Source organism: Streptomyces sp. NPDC005492, assembly GCF_040605995.1.
GTDB lineage: Bacteria > Actinomycetota > Actinomycetes > Streptomycetales > Streptomycetaceae > Streptomyces.
In genome coordinates this window covers 73,612-88,375 of record NZ_JBEXDX010000003.1, presented here as the reverse complement: position 1 = coordinate 88,375, position 14,764 = coordinate 73,612, and the positions used below count along the sequence as shown (strand labels likewise).

General features: G+C 71.5%; 12 protein-coding genes. 7 read left to right on the top strand and 5 right to left on the bottom strand.

The genetic code is table 11. The features are described 5' to 3' along the window. Nucleotides 1–11: 11 nt before the first annotated feature. The 5 genes from pabB to ABZT04_RS05430 are packed head-to-tail and all read left to right on the top strand — an operon-like array spanning nt 12 to nt 7,321. Complete coding sequence (gene pabB, locus ABZT04_RS05450; protein ID WP_356053236.1) at nt 12–2,201, top strand: aminodeoxychorismate synthase component I; 2,190 nt, start codon at nt 12–14, stop codon at nt 2,199–2,201. Then, on the top strand, nt 2,198–3,721 hold the full coding sequence (locus tag ABZT04_RS05445) for an AMP-binding protein (protein ID WP_356053234.1): 1,524 nt from the start codon (nt 2,198–2,200) through the stop codon (nt 3,719–3,721). The genes pabB and ABZT04_RS05445 overlap by 4 nt, the downstream gene beginning before the upstream one ends. A gap of 41 nt (nt 3,722–3,762) precedes the next feature. Further along, on the top strand, nt 3,763–5,325 hold the full coding sequence (locus ABZT04_RS05440) for a class I adenylate-forming enzyme family protein (protein ID WP_356053232.1): 1,563 nt from the start codon (nt 3,763–3,765) through the stop codon (nt 5,323–5,325). Beyond that, nucleotides 5,322–6,491, top strand: a complete 1,170-nt coding sequence (locus tag ABZT04_RS05435) for an FAD-dependent oxidoreductase (RefSeq protein WP_356053230.1) — start codon at nt 5,322–5,324, stop codon at nt 6,489–6,491. Before ABZT04_RS05440 ends, ABZT04_RS05435 begins: the two co-directional genes overlap by 4 nt. A gap of 17 nt (nt 6,492–6,508) precedes the next feature. Continuing rightward, the gene (locus tag ABZT04_RS05430; RefSeq protein ID WP_356053228.1) at nt 6,509–7,321 is read left to right on the top strand and encodes an aminotransferase class IV; all 813 of its coding nucleotides are present in this window, start codon (nt 6,509–6,511) and stop codon (nt 7,319–7,321) included. An 81-nt stretch (nt 7,322–7,402) separates the two neighbouring features. Here the strand turns inward: ABZT04_RS05430 and ABZT04_RS05425 are convergent, their stop codons facing one another. Then, on the bottom strand, nt 7,403–7,885 hold the full coding sequence (locus ABZT04_RS05425) for a carboxymuconolactone decarboxylase family protein (RefSeq protein WP_356053226.1): 483 nt from the start codon (nt 7,883–7,885) through the stop codon (nt 7,403–7,405). A gap of 118 nt (nt 7,886–8,003) precedes the next feature. Between ABZT04_RS05425 and ABZT04_RS05420 the strand changes: the two genes are divergently transcribed. Together ABZT04_RS05420 and ABZT04_RS05415 are read left to right on the top strand one after the other, a co-directional pair. Next, nucleotides 8,004–8,501: a carboxymuconolactone decarboxylase family protein gene (locus tag ABZT04_RS05420; protein ID WP_356053224.1), complete on the top strand. Its 498-nt coding sequence runs from the start codon at nt 8,004–8,006 to the stop codon at nt 8,499–8,501. 2 nt (nt 8,502–8,503) lie between these two features. Beyond that, nucleotides 8,504–9,229 carry an isocitrate lyase/phosphoenolpyruvate mutase family protein gene (locus tag ABZT04_RS05415; RefSeq protein WP_356053814.1) on the top strand — a complete coding sequence of 242 codons (726 nt, stop codon included), beginning with the start codon at nt 8,504–8,506 and terminating at the stop codon, nt 9,227–9,229. Between the two features lie 6 nt (nt 9,230–9,235). Here ABZT04_RS05415 and ABZT04_RS05410 read toward each other — a convergent pair whose 3' ends face one another. From ABZT04_RS05410 to ABZT04_RS05395, 4 genes are read right to left on the bottom strand one after another with little or no spacing between them, the layout of a single operon-like run. Further along, complete coding sequence (locus tag ABZT04_RS05410) at nt 9,236–10,192, bottom strand: ABC transporter substrate-binding protein (RefSeq protein WP_356053222.1); 957 nt, start codon at nt 10,190–10,192, stop codon at nt 9,236–9,238. A gap of 1 nt (nt 10,193) precedes the next feature. Further along, nucleotides 10,194–12,137 (bottom strand): ABC transporter permease subunit, encoded by a 1,944-nt coding sequence (locus ABZT04_RS05405; protein WP_356053220.1) that lies wholly within the window; start codon nt 12,135–12,137, stop codon nt 10,194–10,196. Then, the gene (locus ABZT04_RS05400) at nt 12,137–13,219 is read right to left on the bottom strand and encodes a glycine betaine/L-proline ABC transporter ATP-binding protein (RefSeq protein ID WP_356053218.1); all 1,083 of its coding nucleotides are present in this window, start codon (nt 13,217–13,219) and stop codon (nt 12,137–12,139) included. The genes ABZT04_RS05405 and ABZT04_RS05400 overlap by 1 nt, the downstream gene beginning before the upstream one ends. After that, nucleotides 13,216–14,757 carry a GMC oxidoreductase gene (locus ABZT04_RS05395; protein WP_356053216.1) on the bottom strand — a complete coding sequence of 514 codons (1,542 nt, stop codon included), beginning with the start codon at nt 14,755–14,757 and terminating at the stop codon, nt 13,216–13,218. Before ABZT04_RS05395 ends, ABZT04_RS05400 begins: the two co-directional genes overlap by 4 nt. Between the last annotated feature and the right edge of the window lie 7 nt (nt 14,758–14,764).

Below are 14,764 nucleotides of genomic sequence, written 5' to 3'. Positions count from 1 at the left end.
GAGGTGGGCGGGTGAAGACCCTGCTCATCGACAATTACGACTCGTACACGTACAACCTGTTCCAGTTGATCGCCGAGGTCAACGGCGAGGAACCGGTCGTGATCCGCAATGACGCCCCGGGCGGGGTGCCGGATCTCGCGGAATTCGACAATGTCGTGGTGTCGCCGGGCCCCGGACACCCGGGCAGCCCGCGCGACTTCGGCATCGCCGCCGCCGTGCTCGCCGAGTCCCCGCTCCCCGTGCTCGGCGTCTGCCTGGGCCACCAGGGCATCGCGCTCGGCGAGGGCACCCCGGTGACGGCCGCGCCACAGCCCCGGCACGGACATCTGTCCACGGTGCGGCACGACGGGCGCGACCTGTTCCGCGGGCTGCCGCAGGACTTCACCGCGGTCCGCTACCACTCGCTGGCCGTGCCCGAGCCGCTGCCCGACACCCTGGAGGCCACCGCCTGGGCCGAGGACGGTGTCCTGATGGGGCTGCGGCACCGCGGCCGGCCGCTGTGGGGCGTGCAGTTCCACCCGGAGTCGGTGCTGACGGAGTACGGCCACCGCATGCTCGTCAACTTCCGCAATCTCACGGCGGAACGGGCCGGCAGACCCCGTACGAAGAACACCGCCGTCCCCCCGGCCGCCGCCGCGATACCGCGTCCCCGGCGATCGGTCCGGCCCGCCTACCGGCTGCACACCCGGCGCATCGCCGGCGCGGTCGACACGGAGGCCGCCTTCACCCGGATGTACGCGGCCTCGCGGCGGGCGTTCTGGCTGGACAGCTCCCTGGTCGAGGAGGGCCTCGCGCGGTTCTCGTTCCTCGGCGACGACAGCGGGCCGCTCGCGGAGTTCGTGCGCTACGACGTCGAGGCCGGGGTCTGTGAGATCGAGCGGTCGGGACGACCGACCCGCAAGGTCACGGCGAGCGTCTTCGACTACCTGAGAAGGCAGTTGACGACCCGTCATGTCGAGCCGGGCGGGCTGCCCTTCGACTTCACCGGTGGATACGTCGGCTACTTCGGCTACGAGACGAAGGCGGACTGCGGCTCACCGAACCGGCACTCCTCCGAAGTCCCGGACGCCTGCTGGCTGTTCGCGGACCGGCTGATCGCGGTGGACCATCTCAAGGGGTTCACGTATGCGGTCTGCCTCGCCGAGGACACCCCGCGGGCCGAGCGGGCGGCCACCGACTGGCTGGAGAGTGCTCTGGCCCAACTGAGCTTCGTGGCGACCGAGTTCGAACGTCCGCCGCTGCCCACCCTCGTCGAGCCCGACCTCGGCGCCGCCGAACCGTGGCTGGTGCGGGAGCGGGAGACGTATCTCGCGGACATCGAGTCCTGCCGACGGGAGTTGCGGGCGGGCACCAGCTACGAGATCTGTCTGACGAACGCGGCCCGGTTACCCGCCCCGCCGGACCCCTACGCCTTCTACCAGGTGCTGCGCCGGGTCAACCCGGCCCCGTACGCGGCCTTCCTGAAGCTGGGCGACGTCGATGTCGCCGGTTCGTCGCCGGAGCGGTTTCTGCGGATCACCCGTGACGGGATCGCCGAGGCGCGCCCCATCAAGGGCACCGCGCCGCGCGGCGAGGGGCCCAAGGAGGACGCCCGGCTGCGGGACACGCTCGCCGAGGACGCCAAGACCCGGGCCGAGAACCTGATGATCGTCGATCTGCTCCGCAACGACCTGGGCCAGGTCTGCCGGACCGGGTCGGTGCGCGTGACCCGGCTCATGGCCACCGAGACGTACGCGACGGTGCATCAACTGGTCTCCACCGTGGAGGGCCGACTGCGCGAGGGCACGGACGCGGTGGACTGCGTGCGGGCCTGTTTCCCCGGCGGCTCGATGACCGGGGCACCGAAGCTGCGCACCATGGAGATCATCGACGGGCTGGAGACCGAGGCGCGCGGTGTGTACTCCGGCGCCCTCGGCTATCTGGGGTGCGGTGGGGGCGCGGATCTCAGCATCGTCATCCGTACGGCCGTACTGGCGGACGGGATGATGCAGTTGGGAGCCGGGGGCGCGATCGTGCTCGACTCCGATCCGGTCGACGAGTACGACGAGATGCTGCTGAAGACCGCCGCCCAGATGCGCGCCCTGCACCAGTACACCGGGGACCGGATACGCGAGCAGGGGCAGTACACGGCGGCCCGCGCCGCGCTCCGCGCGGACGGCGGGCACGGCGAGCGCACCGCGACCGAGGAGCCGGTGCGATGACGACTCCGCAGAGCGTGCTCACGCCGGCCGACGCCGAGGCCCCCGGCAACCTCGCCGCCCAGCTCGCCGGGCTGGCCGAGCGGCGCGGGTGGGCCGGGCGGGCCGCCTTCCACCAGGGGCACCGGACATGGACCCACGGCGAGGCGCACGCGCTCGCGGCCCGCGCCGCGACCGTGCTCGCGGACCACGGGGTCCGGCCCGGCGACCGGGTGGTGCTGGCGCTGCCCGACGGGATCGCCTGGGTGACGGCGTTCCTCGCGACCGCCCGGCTCGGTGCCGTCGCGGTGCTGGTCAATCCCGAACTCCCGGCGGCCGACCAGGAGTTCATGGCCCAGGACGCCGAGGCCGTGCTCTGTGTGACGGGACCGGGACTTGAGGACCGCTTCCCCGACCGGGCCCGTCTCGGGGCCGATCTGCTGCTCGCGCTCACCGCCGCCGCCGGGCCCACCCGCGCCCGTCCGGTCGACGCGCACGCGCCGTTGTACGTCCAGTACACCTCCGGCACCACGGGGCGTCCCAAGGGTGCCGTCCACACGCACGGCGACCCGAAGGCCTACCACGACCTCATCGGACGGCGGCTGCTGCGGATCACCGGGGACGACGTCACCCTGTCGGTGTCCAAGCTGTACTTCGCGTACGGCTTCGGGAACGCCTTCGTGTTCCCGCTCTTCTCCGGCTCCTCGGCCGTCCTGGTGGACCGGCGCCCGACCCCGGCGGCCGTCGACGAGCTGGTGGTCCGGCACCGGGTCACGCTGCTGTACTCCGTGCCGTCCGCCTACGCCGCGCTGGTGGCCGACCGGGGCAGCGGGCACAGGACGTGTTTCGCGTCGGTGCGGGCCGCGGTGTCGGCCGGTGAGGGCCTGCCGGAGGGGCTCGGCGGGCAGATCACCGAGTTGCTCGGCGCGCCGGTGCTGGAGCAGATCGGCTCCACCGAGGCGGGGCACGCGTTCTGCGCCAACGGCTTCGGGCACAACCACCCCGGGACCGTGGGGCGCCCCGTGCCCGGCTTCGAGGTGGAGCTGCGCGACGGCTCGGGCCGACCGGTGCCGGACGGCGCCGAGGGCGAGCTGTGGGTGCGCGGCCCGACGCTGACCCCGGGCTATCTGAACCGGCCCGAGGAGAGTGAACGCACCCTGGTCGGCGGCTGGTTGGCGACCCACGACCGGGCGGTCCGCGAGCCGGATGGCGCCTTCCGGCATCTGGGCCGCACCGACGACATGGAGATGGTCGGCGGCATCACCGTCTCCCCGCTGGAGGTGGAGGCCGTGCTGCGCACCCACCCGGCGGTGAAGGAGGTCGCGGTCGCGGCCGTCACCGACGGGGCCGGGGCCAGTCGGCTGCGTGCCTTCGTCGTCCCCGTCTCCCGGGCCCCGGACGGCCTCCAGGACGAGCTGCTCCGGCTGGTCCGCGCGCGGCTGGCCGCCTTCAAGGTGCCGCGCAGTGTGAGCCTCGTCCCGTCCCTCCCCCGCACCCCGACCGGCAAGCTCCGCCGCCACCTGGTCCGCCAGGGCGCCTGGTGACCCCGACGGACGTGGTCACCACGACAGAAAGGAACGGCCAGATGCGAGAGCAGCACCTTCCGCTCGCCGACCGCGGGTTCTATCTGGGCCCGCTCTTCCGGCAGGCGGCCGAGCGCCACGGACCCGTCGCCGTCACCCTGGACCGGCCGCTGGACACTCACCCCGACCGCGGGCTCGACCTCACCTACGCGGACCTCGCGGACATGGTCGAGGACCTGTCCGGGTGGCTGTGGGAGGCGGGTGTACGGCCCTCGGAGCGGGTGGTCGTGCACAAGACGGACAACGTCGACATCGTGCTGCTGACCTGCGCGATATCCCGTATCGGCGCGGTACCGGTGCTGCTCTCGCCCGCGCTGGCCGGAGCGGTCGTGGCCCAGTTGGCGGGAAGGCTGCGACAGCCGTGGCTGGTCACCAACCGTGCCAAGCTGGAGGGGCCGCTCCAGGGCGTGGAGATGTCGGTGCGGCGCGTCCTGTCCGTGGACGAGGCGCCGGGGGCCGAGCCCCTCGGGACGTACGCCGGTGCCGAGCGTCCCGCGGCGGTGCGTCTGCATCCCCGCGAACCCGCCCTGATCACCCACAGTTCGGGTACCACCGGCCTCCCCAAGCTCGCCGTGCACTGCCCGAACTCCATGTGGAACCGGCTGATCCCGCAGCAGGCGATGGGCTGGCCGACGCGGGGCGAGACGGCGGCCCTGCACATGTCGTTCGTGCACTCGCGCTTCTACCATCTGCTGGGCGTGCTGCTCCGCTTCGGCAGCCCGCTGGTGCTGATCACCGACCCGGACCCGGCGGCAGTGGCACCGCTGTTGGTCCGGCACCGCCCCGGCATCGTCGAGACCCACCCCAACACCTTCGTGCTGTGGGAGGAGTTGGCCGACGCACCCGGTGCGCCGCTGTCGCGGGTGCGGTCCTACGGCTCGACGTTCGACGCGATCCATCCGCGCACGGTACGGCGGCTGCTGGACGCCTCCACACGCCGTACCCCCTGGCTGCTCCAGCTCTACGGGCAGAGCGAGACGGGGCCCGTCGCCTTCCAGTGGTTCACCCGGCGGGGTGCGGCGCGGGCCGACGGGCGGCGGGTCGGCATCGGGATACCCGGCTTCACCCGCGTCCGGATCACCGGCCCCGATGGCCGGCCCGCCGCGCCCGGGACGCCCGGCCGGATCGAGGCCCGCACCCGGGGCCGGATCCTCACCTACCTCGGCATGCAGGACCGCTACGACCGTCAACTCCACGACGGCTGGTGGGAGATGGGCGACCTGGGCTACCGCGGCCGGCTGGGCGCGCTGTACCTGTTGGACCGGGAGATCGACCGGATCGACTCCGTGCACAGCAATCTGGAGGTCGAGGACGTCCTGATGGACCGTCTGGAGGAGCTGCGCGAGGTGGTCATCGTGCCCGGCGCGGACCGGGAGGCCGTGCCCGTGGTGTGTGTGCGCGGCGAGCAGCCGCTGGACCCCGAGCGCTGGCGGCGGGCCACGGCCGATCTGCCGGCGATGGCCGAGCCCCGGCAGTGGCGGTTCGAGGAGCTGCCGATGACCGCGACCTGGAAGGTGAAGCGGGTGGAGATCACCCGGATGCTGGCGGCGGGCGTACCCGCGTGAACCCGGTCGTGGTGGTCGGCGCGGGGCCGGTGGGGCTTTCGGCGGCTCTCGCCCTGCGGGCGCGCGGACTGCCGGTCGTGCTGCTGGAGGCGGACCCGAAGGACCGTGAACGCCCGGGCAGCCGCGCCCTGTTCGTGCACCGCGAGACCCTCGCGCTGCTCGACGGGATGCGGCCGGGGCTCGCCGCCGAGATCACTTCCTACGGGCGGACCTGGCACACGAGACGGACCCTGTACCGGGGCCGCGAGGTGTACTCACGGACCTTTCCTCCCGTGTCCGGTCCGCCGCCCTTCACCAGCCTGCGGCAGATCGACACCGAGCGGTTCCTGCGGGCCGCGTGCGAGCGGGCCGGGGTGGAGTTCGAGTGGGACGCGCGGGTGACGGACGTCCGGACGACGCGGACGGGTGTCCTGCTGAGCCGCGCGGACGGGCGGGAGGTGAGCTGCGGGTACGCGGTCGCCGCGGACGGCGCCCGTTCCGTCGTCCGCGGTTCGCTGGGTATCGCCATGGAGGGCAGCCGGGGTGAGGGCTTCCATGTGGTGGTGGACGTGGCCGATGTCCCGGGCGCCGAGCTGCCGTTGGAGCGCGTCTTCCACTACGAGCATCCGGGTGTCGGCGGTCGCGGTGTGATGCGGGTGCCGTTCACCGGGGGGTTCCAGGTCGATCTCCAGTGCCGGGACGACGACGCGCAGGAGGAGTTCGGGACCGAGGAGGCCGTACGGAGATGGCTGCCAGCGGTCGTGGGCGAGGGGTACGCCGAGCGCGTCCTGTGGGTGTCGACGTACCGCTTCCTGCGCAAGGTGGCCGCCGCGTTCACCGACCGGCACCGGCGGGTACTGCTCGTCGGTGAGGCGGCGCATCTCTTCCCGCCGTTCGGGGCGCGGGGGATGAACAGCGGGATCGCCGACGCGGCGGCCGCGGCGACGGCGATCGCCACCGGGGCGGTCGAGACCTTCGCCGGGGAACGACGGGCGGCCGCGCTGTTCAACAGCGCGGCGGCCGGGGCCGCGCTGGACCATCTGCGGCCCCGGCGCCGGATCGTGCGGGTGAAGCAGCGTACGGCGGCGGCGCTCGCGCCCGTGCTGCCGTGGTGCGGTTCGTGGCTGGAGCACGCGCCCTACGGGCCACGGCACGGGGCGCCCGCCCTTGTGGGCCGCAAGTACTGAGGAAAGAAGGGGTAGTTGTGACGCAATCGGTCACCGTGGAAAGGCTGTTCGCGTGGTCGCCGGGCCGGGGGCTGACCCCTGCCGCCACGTCCGGGGAGCGGCTGCTCGTCGCGGACTCCTGGCTGGTGCGGGGTGGCCGGGTACGCGGTCTGGACCGGCATCAGGAGCGGTTCCTGCACGCCTGCGGCGAGGTGGGCAGGCTGCCGCTGCGCCGGCTGCTGGAGTTCTGGCGGGACATGACCGACGCGCTGCCGCGCACCGGCGACTGGTTCCCGCGGGTCGAACTCGCCGCCGAATCAATGGAGTTGCGGCTCCTGCTCCGGCCGGCGCCGCCGCTCGGGTCCGGTGTGCGGGTCTGGGCGGCGGGCCAGCGCGATCCCCGGACCTTCCCCCGTCGCAAGGGTCCCGACCTGGCGGCCCTCGCCGGAGTACGGACGCGGGCCTCGGAGGAGGGCGCCGAGGAGGCGGTGCTCGTCACACCCTCGGGCGTCGTGCTGGAGGCGGCCACCGCGAGCGTGCTGTGGTGGGAGGGCGACACCCTCTGCCTGCCCTCGCCGGAACTGCCGCTCCTTTCCGGAGTGACCGCCGCCCTCGTCGAGGAACGGGCCCGGCGCACCGACCACCGCGTCGCCCACCGCGAGGCGACCGTGGCCGACCTGGACGGCCGCGAGGTGTGGCTGCTGAACGCGCTGCACGGCATCCGCCCGGTGACGGCGTGGATGGGCGGGCTCCTGCGGACGGGCCCGGCCGAGCGGGCCCCGGAATGGCAGACATGGCTGGAGAGCACCGAAAAGCCACTGCCGGAGAAACAGCACATCACCTTTAGCTGATTGCGGGGCGTAAAAAGAACGGGCATCGGCCGCCATTGCCGATGCCCGTATTCCGCACGCCATTTACCGTAATGCTGCCGCTTATGTGGCCGGCTGATAACCGCCCGGAACCATCCGGGTCGCGATGGCGATCCGGTTGTACGCGTTGATGACGGTCGCCGCCCAGATCAGTGCCGCGATCTGCGCGTCGGCGAAGACCTCGGCCGCCTCGGCGTAGACCGCGTCCGGTACGTGTCCGTCGTGCACCAGGGTCACGGCCTCGGTCAACGCCAGTGCGGCGCGCTCGCGTTCGGTGAAGAACGGGGTCTCCCGCCAGGCGTTCAGGGCGTAGACGCGCTGCTCGGTCTCGCCCGCGGCGCGTGCGTCCTTGGTGTGCATGTCGAGGCAGAAGGCGCAGCCGTTGAGCTGCGAGGCGCGAATCCTGATCAGTTCCAGGATTTCCGGTTCGACCTTGGCGTCCTGGGCCGCGGCCACGGCGGCGGCATGCAGGGAGCCCATTGCCGCGGAGACGTCGGGGGTGATTTTCTTGAGGCCCACACGGGATATCGAATCGCTGTTGCTCATGGTCCGACTCTAACCACACCGACGTATTCAGGAATGGGAAACAGCCCAAAAATTGGCCCACGGTCACGCCCTCGAAATGGACCAAGCCCCTGGGCTGCCCGGCGCCTAGGGTCGAGGCATGACACCTGAGGAAACCGCCCGCCGTGCCCCCGAACACACCCCCCGTCTGGACTGGACGCAGCACGCCCCCGAGGTCTACAAGGCGATGGCCCGTCTCGACGGGGCCGCCCGTAAGGGCCTCGACCCGACGCTGCTTGAGCTGGTGAAGATCCGCGCCTCGCAGCTCAACCACTGCGCGTTCTGCCTCGACATGCACACCAAGGACGCGCTCGCGGCGGGCGAGAGTCTGGAGCGGATCATCCAGCTCGCGGCGTGGGAGGAATCACGGCACTTCTACACCGAGAAGGAACTGGCGGCGATCGAGCTGACGGAGGCGATCACCGTCCTCACCGACGGCTTCGTCCCGGACGAGGTGTACGAGCAGGCGGCCAAGCAGTTCGACGAGGCCGAGCTGACGCAGTTGATCGCCTCGATCACGGTGATCAACGCGTGGAACCGGTTCGCGGTGAGCACCCGGATGGTGCCGGGGCACTACCAGGCGGGTCAGCACAAGTGACCATGAACAAGGTCGAGTTGTTCCGGAGTCTGCATCAGAGGCGGCTCCCCGGTGACCCGTTGGTGCTGCCCGGGCCCTGGGACGTGGTGAGTGCGCGGGTGTTCGTGGACGCCGGGTTCCCGGCGCTGGCGACGCCCAGTGCGGGGGTCGCCGCCTCGCTGGGGTATGAGGACGGGGCGACGCCGGTGGACGAGATGTTCGCGGCGGTCGGGCGGATCGCGGGGGCCGTGGACGTGCCGGTGTCGGCGGACATCGAGGGCGGTTATGGGCTCGCGCCGAAGGAGTTGGTGGAGCGGCTGCTGGAGGCGGGGGCCGTGGGGTGCAACCTTGAGGACTCCCATGGGGGTGTTCTCAAGGAGCCGCGGCGGCACGCGGACTGGCTCGCCGAGGTGCGGTCGGTGGCGGCGGACTCGCTGTTCGTCAACGCGCGGGTCGACATCTTCGAGTACGGCGACGGAGACCCCGAACAGGCCATCGAGCGGGCCGCGTTGTATGTCGCGGCGGGTGCCGACTGCGTGTATCCGATCGGGGCTCCGGCGGACGTGCTGCCGTTGCTGCGGTCCGGTGTCCAGGGGCCGGTCAACATGTTCGCGCGGCTGGACGGCAAGGGCCCCTCGCCCACCGAACTCGGTGAACTCGGGGCCACGCGCGTCACGTTCGGGCCGGGCCTCCAGCGCTGGGCGGCACTCGCGCTGGAGGGAATGGCCGGCGAGTTGAGGAGGCGGTGAGCCGGCTCAGGACACCCACGCCTTCCAGGTGGCGGGGTGTTCATCCACCCACTTCTTCGCCGCGTCCGCCGGGGACAGCTTCTGGTCGGCGATCATCAGGGAGACCTCGTTCTGGTCCTCGGTCGTCCACTTGAACTTCTTCAGGAAGGCCGCCGCCTTGCCGCCGCTCTTCGCGAAGTTCGTGTTGAGGTACTTCTGCAGCGGGGTGTGCGGGTAGGCGCAGGCGACCTTGGCCGCGTCGGCGTCGCAACCCTCCTTGTAGGCAGGGAGCTTGACCTCGGTCATCGGCACCTTCTTGAAGAGCCACTGGGGTGCGTACCAGTAGGTGAGGAAGGGCTTCTTCTCCTTGGCGAACTGTTTCATCTGGGTGATCTGCGCGGCCTCCGAACCGGCGAAGACCACCTGGTAGTTCAGCTTCAGGTTGCTCACCAGCGCCTTGTCGTTGGTGACATAGGAGGGCGAGCCGTCCATCAACTGGCCCTTGCTGCCGCTCTCGGCGGTGCGGAACAGCGAGGAGTACTTGTTGAGGTTCTTCCAGTCGGTGATGTCCGGGTGCTGTTTGACCAGGTACGTCGGGACGTACCAGCCGATGTGCCCGGTCACCCCGAGGCCGCCCGCGCGGGTGATCGTCTTCTTGTCGTCGACGTAGCGCTTCTCCTGGTCGGGGTGGCCCCAGTCCTCCAGGATCGCGTCGACCCGGCCCTGGCTGAGCGCGTCCCAGGCGGGGACCTCGTCGACCTGGACGGTGTCGACGCGGTAGCCGAGCTTGTGCTCCAACAGGTACTGCGCGACAGCCACGTTGGCCTGCGCGCCCACCCAGGACTGCACGGAGAGGGTCACGGTCTTGGCGCCCTGCGCGTTGGCGAAGGGCGAGGCCTGCTTGGTCATGTCGGCGGCGCCGCAGCCGGTCAGCAGGGCGAGAGACGTCACAGCGGCCACCGAATAAAGCGTACGAACTCGCATGTCAGGCTCCCTTCCTGGCTCGGCGTTCCGTCGGCTGGGTCACCCGGTCGAGCATCAGGCCGAGGCAGACGATCGCGGCGCCCGCCACCAGCCCCGTCGCCAGGTCGCCCTGGGCCAGGCCGAAGACGGCGTCGTAGCCGAGCGCGCCACCGCCGACCAGGCCGCCGATGATGACGACGGCGAGGACGAGGACAACGCCCTGGTTGATGGCGAGGAGCAACGCGGGGCGGGCGAGCGGGAGTTGGATCTGCCGCAACTGCTGGGCGCTGGTCGCGCCGAGTGAGCGGGCCGACTCCAGGGCGGCCGGGTCGACCTCGCGCAGGCCCTGGGTGGTGATGCGGACGACGGCGGGCAGCGCGTAGACGACGGCCGCCGCGACGGCGGGGGCGCGGCCGACGCCGAACAGCGCGACGACCGGGATCAGGTACACGAACTGCGGCATCGTCTGGCAGACGTCGAGGACGGGACGCAGGGCCCGTTCGAAGCGGTCGCTGCGGGCGGCGGCGATACCGGTCGCGAAGCCGAGGACGAGGGTGACGGCCACGGCGGCCAGCACCTGCGACAGCGTGTCCAGCGACGGCTGCCACACGCCGAGCACACCGATCGCGGCCATGGCGAGGACGGCGGTCAGCGCGGTGCGCCAGGTGCCGATCACCCAGGCGAGGGCGGCGACGATCAGCAGCACCGACCACCACGGCAGCCACTGGAGGCCGTCGCGTACGGGGTCCAGGACCCAGGTGGTGAAGTGGCCGGCCCAGTCGGCGGTGCCGCCGAGGTAGGGGACGCCGGAGTAGAGGTGCGCAGTCATCCAGTCGACGACGCGGTTCACCGGTTCGGCGATGTCCAGGGTCCAGCCGGAGGGCCAGTCGAGGGCGCCGGCAAGACGGACGGCCACCGCTACGGCCACGGTGCCGCCGAGCGCGTAGAGCCACGGGCGGAGACCGTCCCCCTGCTCCCCCGCGTGCTCGCCTGCGGCGGCCGTGACCCGGTCGAGTACGACGGCCAGCAGCACGATCGGGATACCGGCGGCCAGGGCCGCGCCCACGTCGACCGAGGCCAGTGCCTGGTAGACGCGGTCGCCGAGGCCTCCGGCGCCGATGACGGAGGCGATGACCGCCATGGACAGGGCCATCATGATCGTCTGGTTGAGGCCGAGGAGAAGCTGCTTGCGGGCCAGCGGGATCCGGGCGGTCAACAGGCGTTGGCGTCCGGTGGCGCCCAGGGACTCGACGGCCTCCAGCACCTCCGGGTCGGCGTCGCGCAGCCCGAGCGCGGTGAGACGGGCCATGGGCGGGGCGGCGTAGACGACGGTGGCGAGGACGGCGGCGGGAACGCCGATGCCGAAGACGAGGACGACAGGGAGGAGGTAGGCGAAGGCGGGGAGCACCTGCATGGTGTCCAGGACTGGGCGCAGTGCGCGGTCCGTCCGCTCGGAGAGGCCGCCGGCCAGACCGAGCAGCATTCCCACGACGACCGAGGTGAGCACCGCGACCACCATGAGCGCGAGCGTCTGCATGGTCGGCACCCACATACCGAGCAGCCCGCAGGCGAGGAAGGCGACGGCCGTGCCGAGAGCGAGTTTGACTCCGGCGACCCGCCAGGCGACGAGGGCGCCGAAGGCCGTGACACCGGCCCAGCCCGCGGCGAGCAGCAGCAGATACACGGCGCGTACGGAGATCACGACCGCGTTGCTGATGTAGCCGAAGAAGTAGAGGAACAGGGGGTGGCTGTCCCGGTTGTCGATGATCCAGTCGTTGGCGTCGGAGAGCGGCTTGGAGAGGTCGACGGTGAGCGCGTGCGGCCAACTGGCGTCGGCCCAGCGGGCGTTGGCGAGCGGGACGAGGATCGCGGCGGCGAGGGCGAGAAGCAGCAGCTTCTGGACCGCGCGGTGCCTGAGCAGTTCGCCGGCGAGCGGGCGGGGGGCGGATGCGGTGACCGTCGCCATCAGACCGCCTCCTTCCTGCGCTCCGTTCCGGGGACGGCTGCGGGCTCCGTTCCGGCTACGACACCGACGAGCCGCTCGTGGTCGACGACTCCGAGACAGCGGCCGTCGTCCACGACGCAGACCGCCCTGCCGCTGTGCGCGACGGCCTTGATCGCGTCGGCGACGACCGCGTCCGGGGCGAGCCCGCCGAGATGCTTCGCCGCGCCGCACCCCCCGGGCCGCATCGCGGTACGGACCGTCATGACCTCCGCGCGCGGTACGTCCCGGACGAACTCGCGCACGTAGTCGTCGGCCGGTGAGCCGACGATCTCCTCGGGGGTGCCGAGCTGCACGATGCGGCCGTCGCGCATCAAGGCGATACGGTCGCCGAGCTTCAGCGCCTCGTTCAGGTCGTGGGTGATGAAGACCATCGTGCGGCCCTCCTCGCGGTGCAGCCGGACGACCTCCTCCTGCATGTCGCGCCGGATCAGCGGGTCGAGCGCGCTGAACGGCTCGTCGAACAGCAGGACTTCGGGGTCGACCGCCAACGCCCGGGCGAGGCCCACGCGTTGGCGCTGACCGCCGGAGAGCTGGCCGGGGCGGCGCTGCTCCATGCCTTCGAGGCCGACCTTGGTGACGACCTCGGCGGCCCGGCGACGGCGCTCGGCCTTGCCGATGCCCTGGATCTCCAGGCCGTAGGCGACGTTGTCGAGGACCGTGCGGTGCGGGAGGAGGCCGAAGTGCTGGAAGACCATCGCGGCGCGGTGGCGGCGCAGTTCGCGCAGCCGGGACTTGTCCATCGCGCGGACGTCCTCGCCGTCGATGGCGATGGTGCCCGCGGTGGGTTCGATGAGCCGGGTGAGGCAGCGGACCAGGGTGGACTTGCCGGAGCCGGACAGGCCCATCACCACGAAGACTTCGCCCTTGCGTACGTCGAAGGAGACGTCGCGGACGGCGGCGGTGCAGCCGGTGCGGGCGCGCAGTCCTGCGGCGTCCAGGGCGGTGAGTTCGGGATCGGCGGGGACCTCGTCGGCCTTCGGGCCGAAGACCTTCCAGAGGCCGTCGACGGAGAAGACAGGGCTGGTGGTCGGGGTCGTACTCATCGCGCACCGCCTCCGATCAGGTCCACGGCCCTTTCGCCGACCATGAGCACCCCGATCATCGGGTTCACGGCGGGCATGGTCGGGAAGACGGAGGCGTCGGCGATGCGGATGCCGTCCAGGCCTCGGATGCGCAACTCGGGGTCCACCACGGCGAGTTCGTCGGAGTCGGCGCCCATGCGGCAGGTGCCCGCCGGGTGGTAGACGGTGTGCGCGACCTTGCGGGCGTACTCGCTCAGTTCCTCGTCGCCGGTGATGCCGGGGCCGGGGCACACCTCGCGCTTGAGCCAGCCGGCCAGTGGTTCGGTGCGGGCGATCTCGCGGGCGATACGGATGCCGTCGACGAGGGTGCGGCCGTCGTAGTCGTCCTCGTCGGTGAAGTAGCGGAAGTCCAGGGCGGGTTTGACGGCCGGGTCGGCGCTCTCCAGGTACAGCCGGCCCCGGCTCTTCGGCTTGGGGATGTTCGGGGTCATGGAGACGCCGAACTCGGGGCGTTCGTAGCCGAGGCGCTCGGGGTTGTCGGTGAAGGGGACCTGGTAGAAGTGGAACATCAGGTCGGGGCCCGGCTGTTGGGGGTCACGGCGGACGAACAGGCCCGCGTCGGAGTCCATCGCGGAGTTCTCCGGGATCGGCCCGTTGGTCTCCCAGACGATCACCGACTCGGGGTGGTCGAGGAGGTTCTCGCCGACGCCCGGCAGGTCGACGGCGACCGGGATGCCGAGGGCTTCGAGGTCCGCGCGGGGGCCGATGCCCGAGTGGAGGAGCAGGCGCGGGGAGTCGACGGCTCCGGCGCACAGGACGACCTCGCGGCGGGCCCGTATCAGCAGCTCCTCGCCGTCCTTGGTGCGGACGTGCACACCCTCGGCGCGGGTGCCGTTCAGCTCCAGCCGATGGGCCCAAGTCTCAAGAAAGATCGTCAGGTTGGGGCGCTCGTCCATCACCGGGTGGAGATAGGCGACGGACGCGCTCGACCGCTTGTTGTTCTCGGGGTGGTAGGCGAGGTCGAAGAAGCCGACGCCGTCCGTGAAGGGCGCCTTGTTGAAGCCCTCGACGCGCGGGACGCCGAGCGCCTCCTGGGCCGCGTCGACGAAGTCGCGGGCGATCGCGTTCCGGTCCTTCTCGTCGACGGGGACGATGTTGTTGAGGAGGCGGGCGTAGTACGCCTCCATCGATATCGCGCCCCAGCCCTTGGCGCCGGCCGCCTCCCACTCGTCCCAGTCGGACGGCAGCGGCTTGAAGGCGATGAGGGTGTTGTGCGAGGAGCAGCCGCCGAGCACACGGGCGCGGCTGTGGCGGATGTGGGAATTGCCGCGTGGCTGCTCGGTGGTGGGGTAGTCGTAGTCCAGGTCGCCGCCGAGGAGGCCCATCCAGCGGCGCAGAGTCAGTACGTCCTCGCGGCCCACGTCACTGGGGCCGCCCTCGATGACGGCGACGGTGACGTCGGGGTTCTCGGTGAGGCGGGAGGCGATGACGGAGCCTGCGGTGCCGCCGCCGACGACGACATAGTCGTAATACTCGTACGAGTGCTCGTGCTCGGGCATGGGGGTG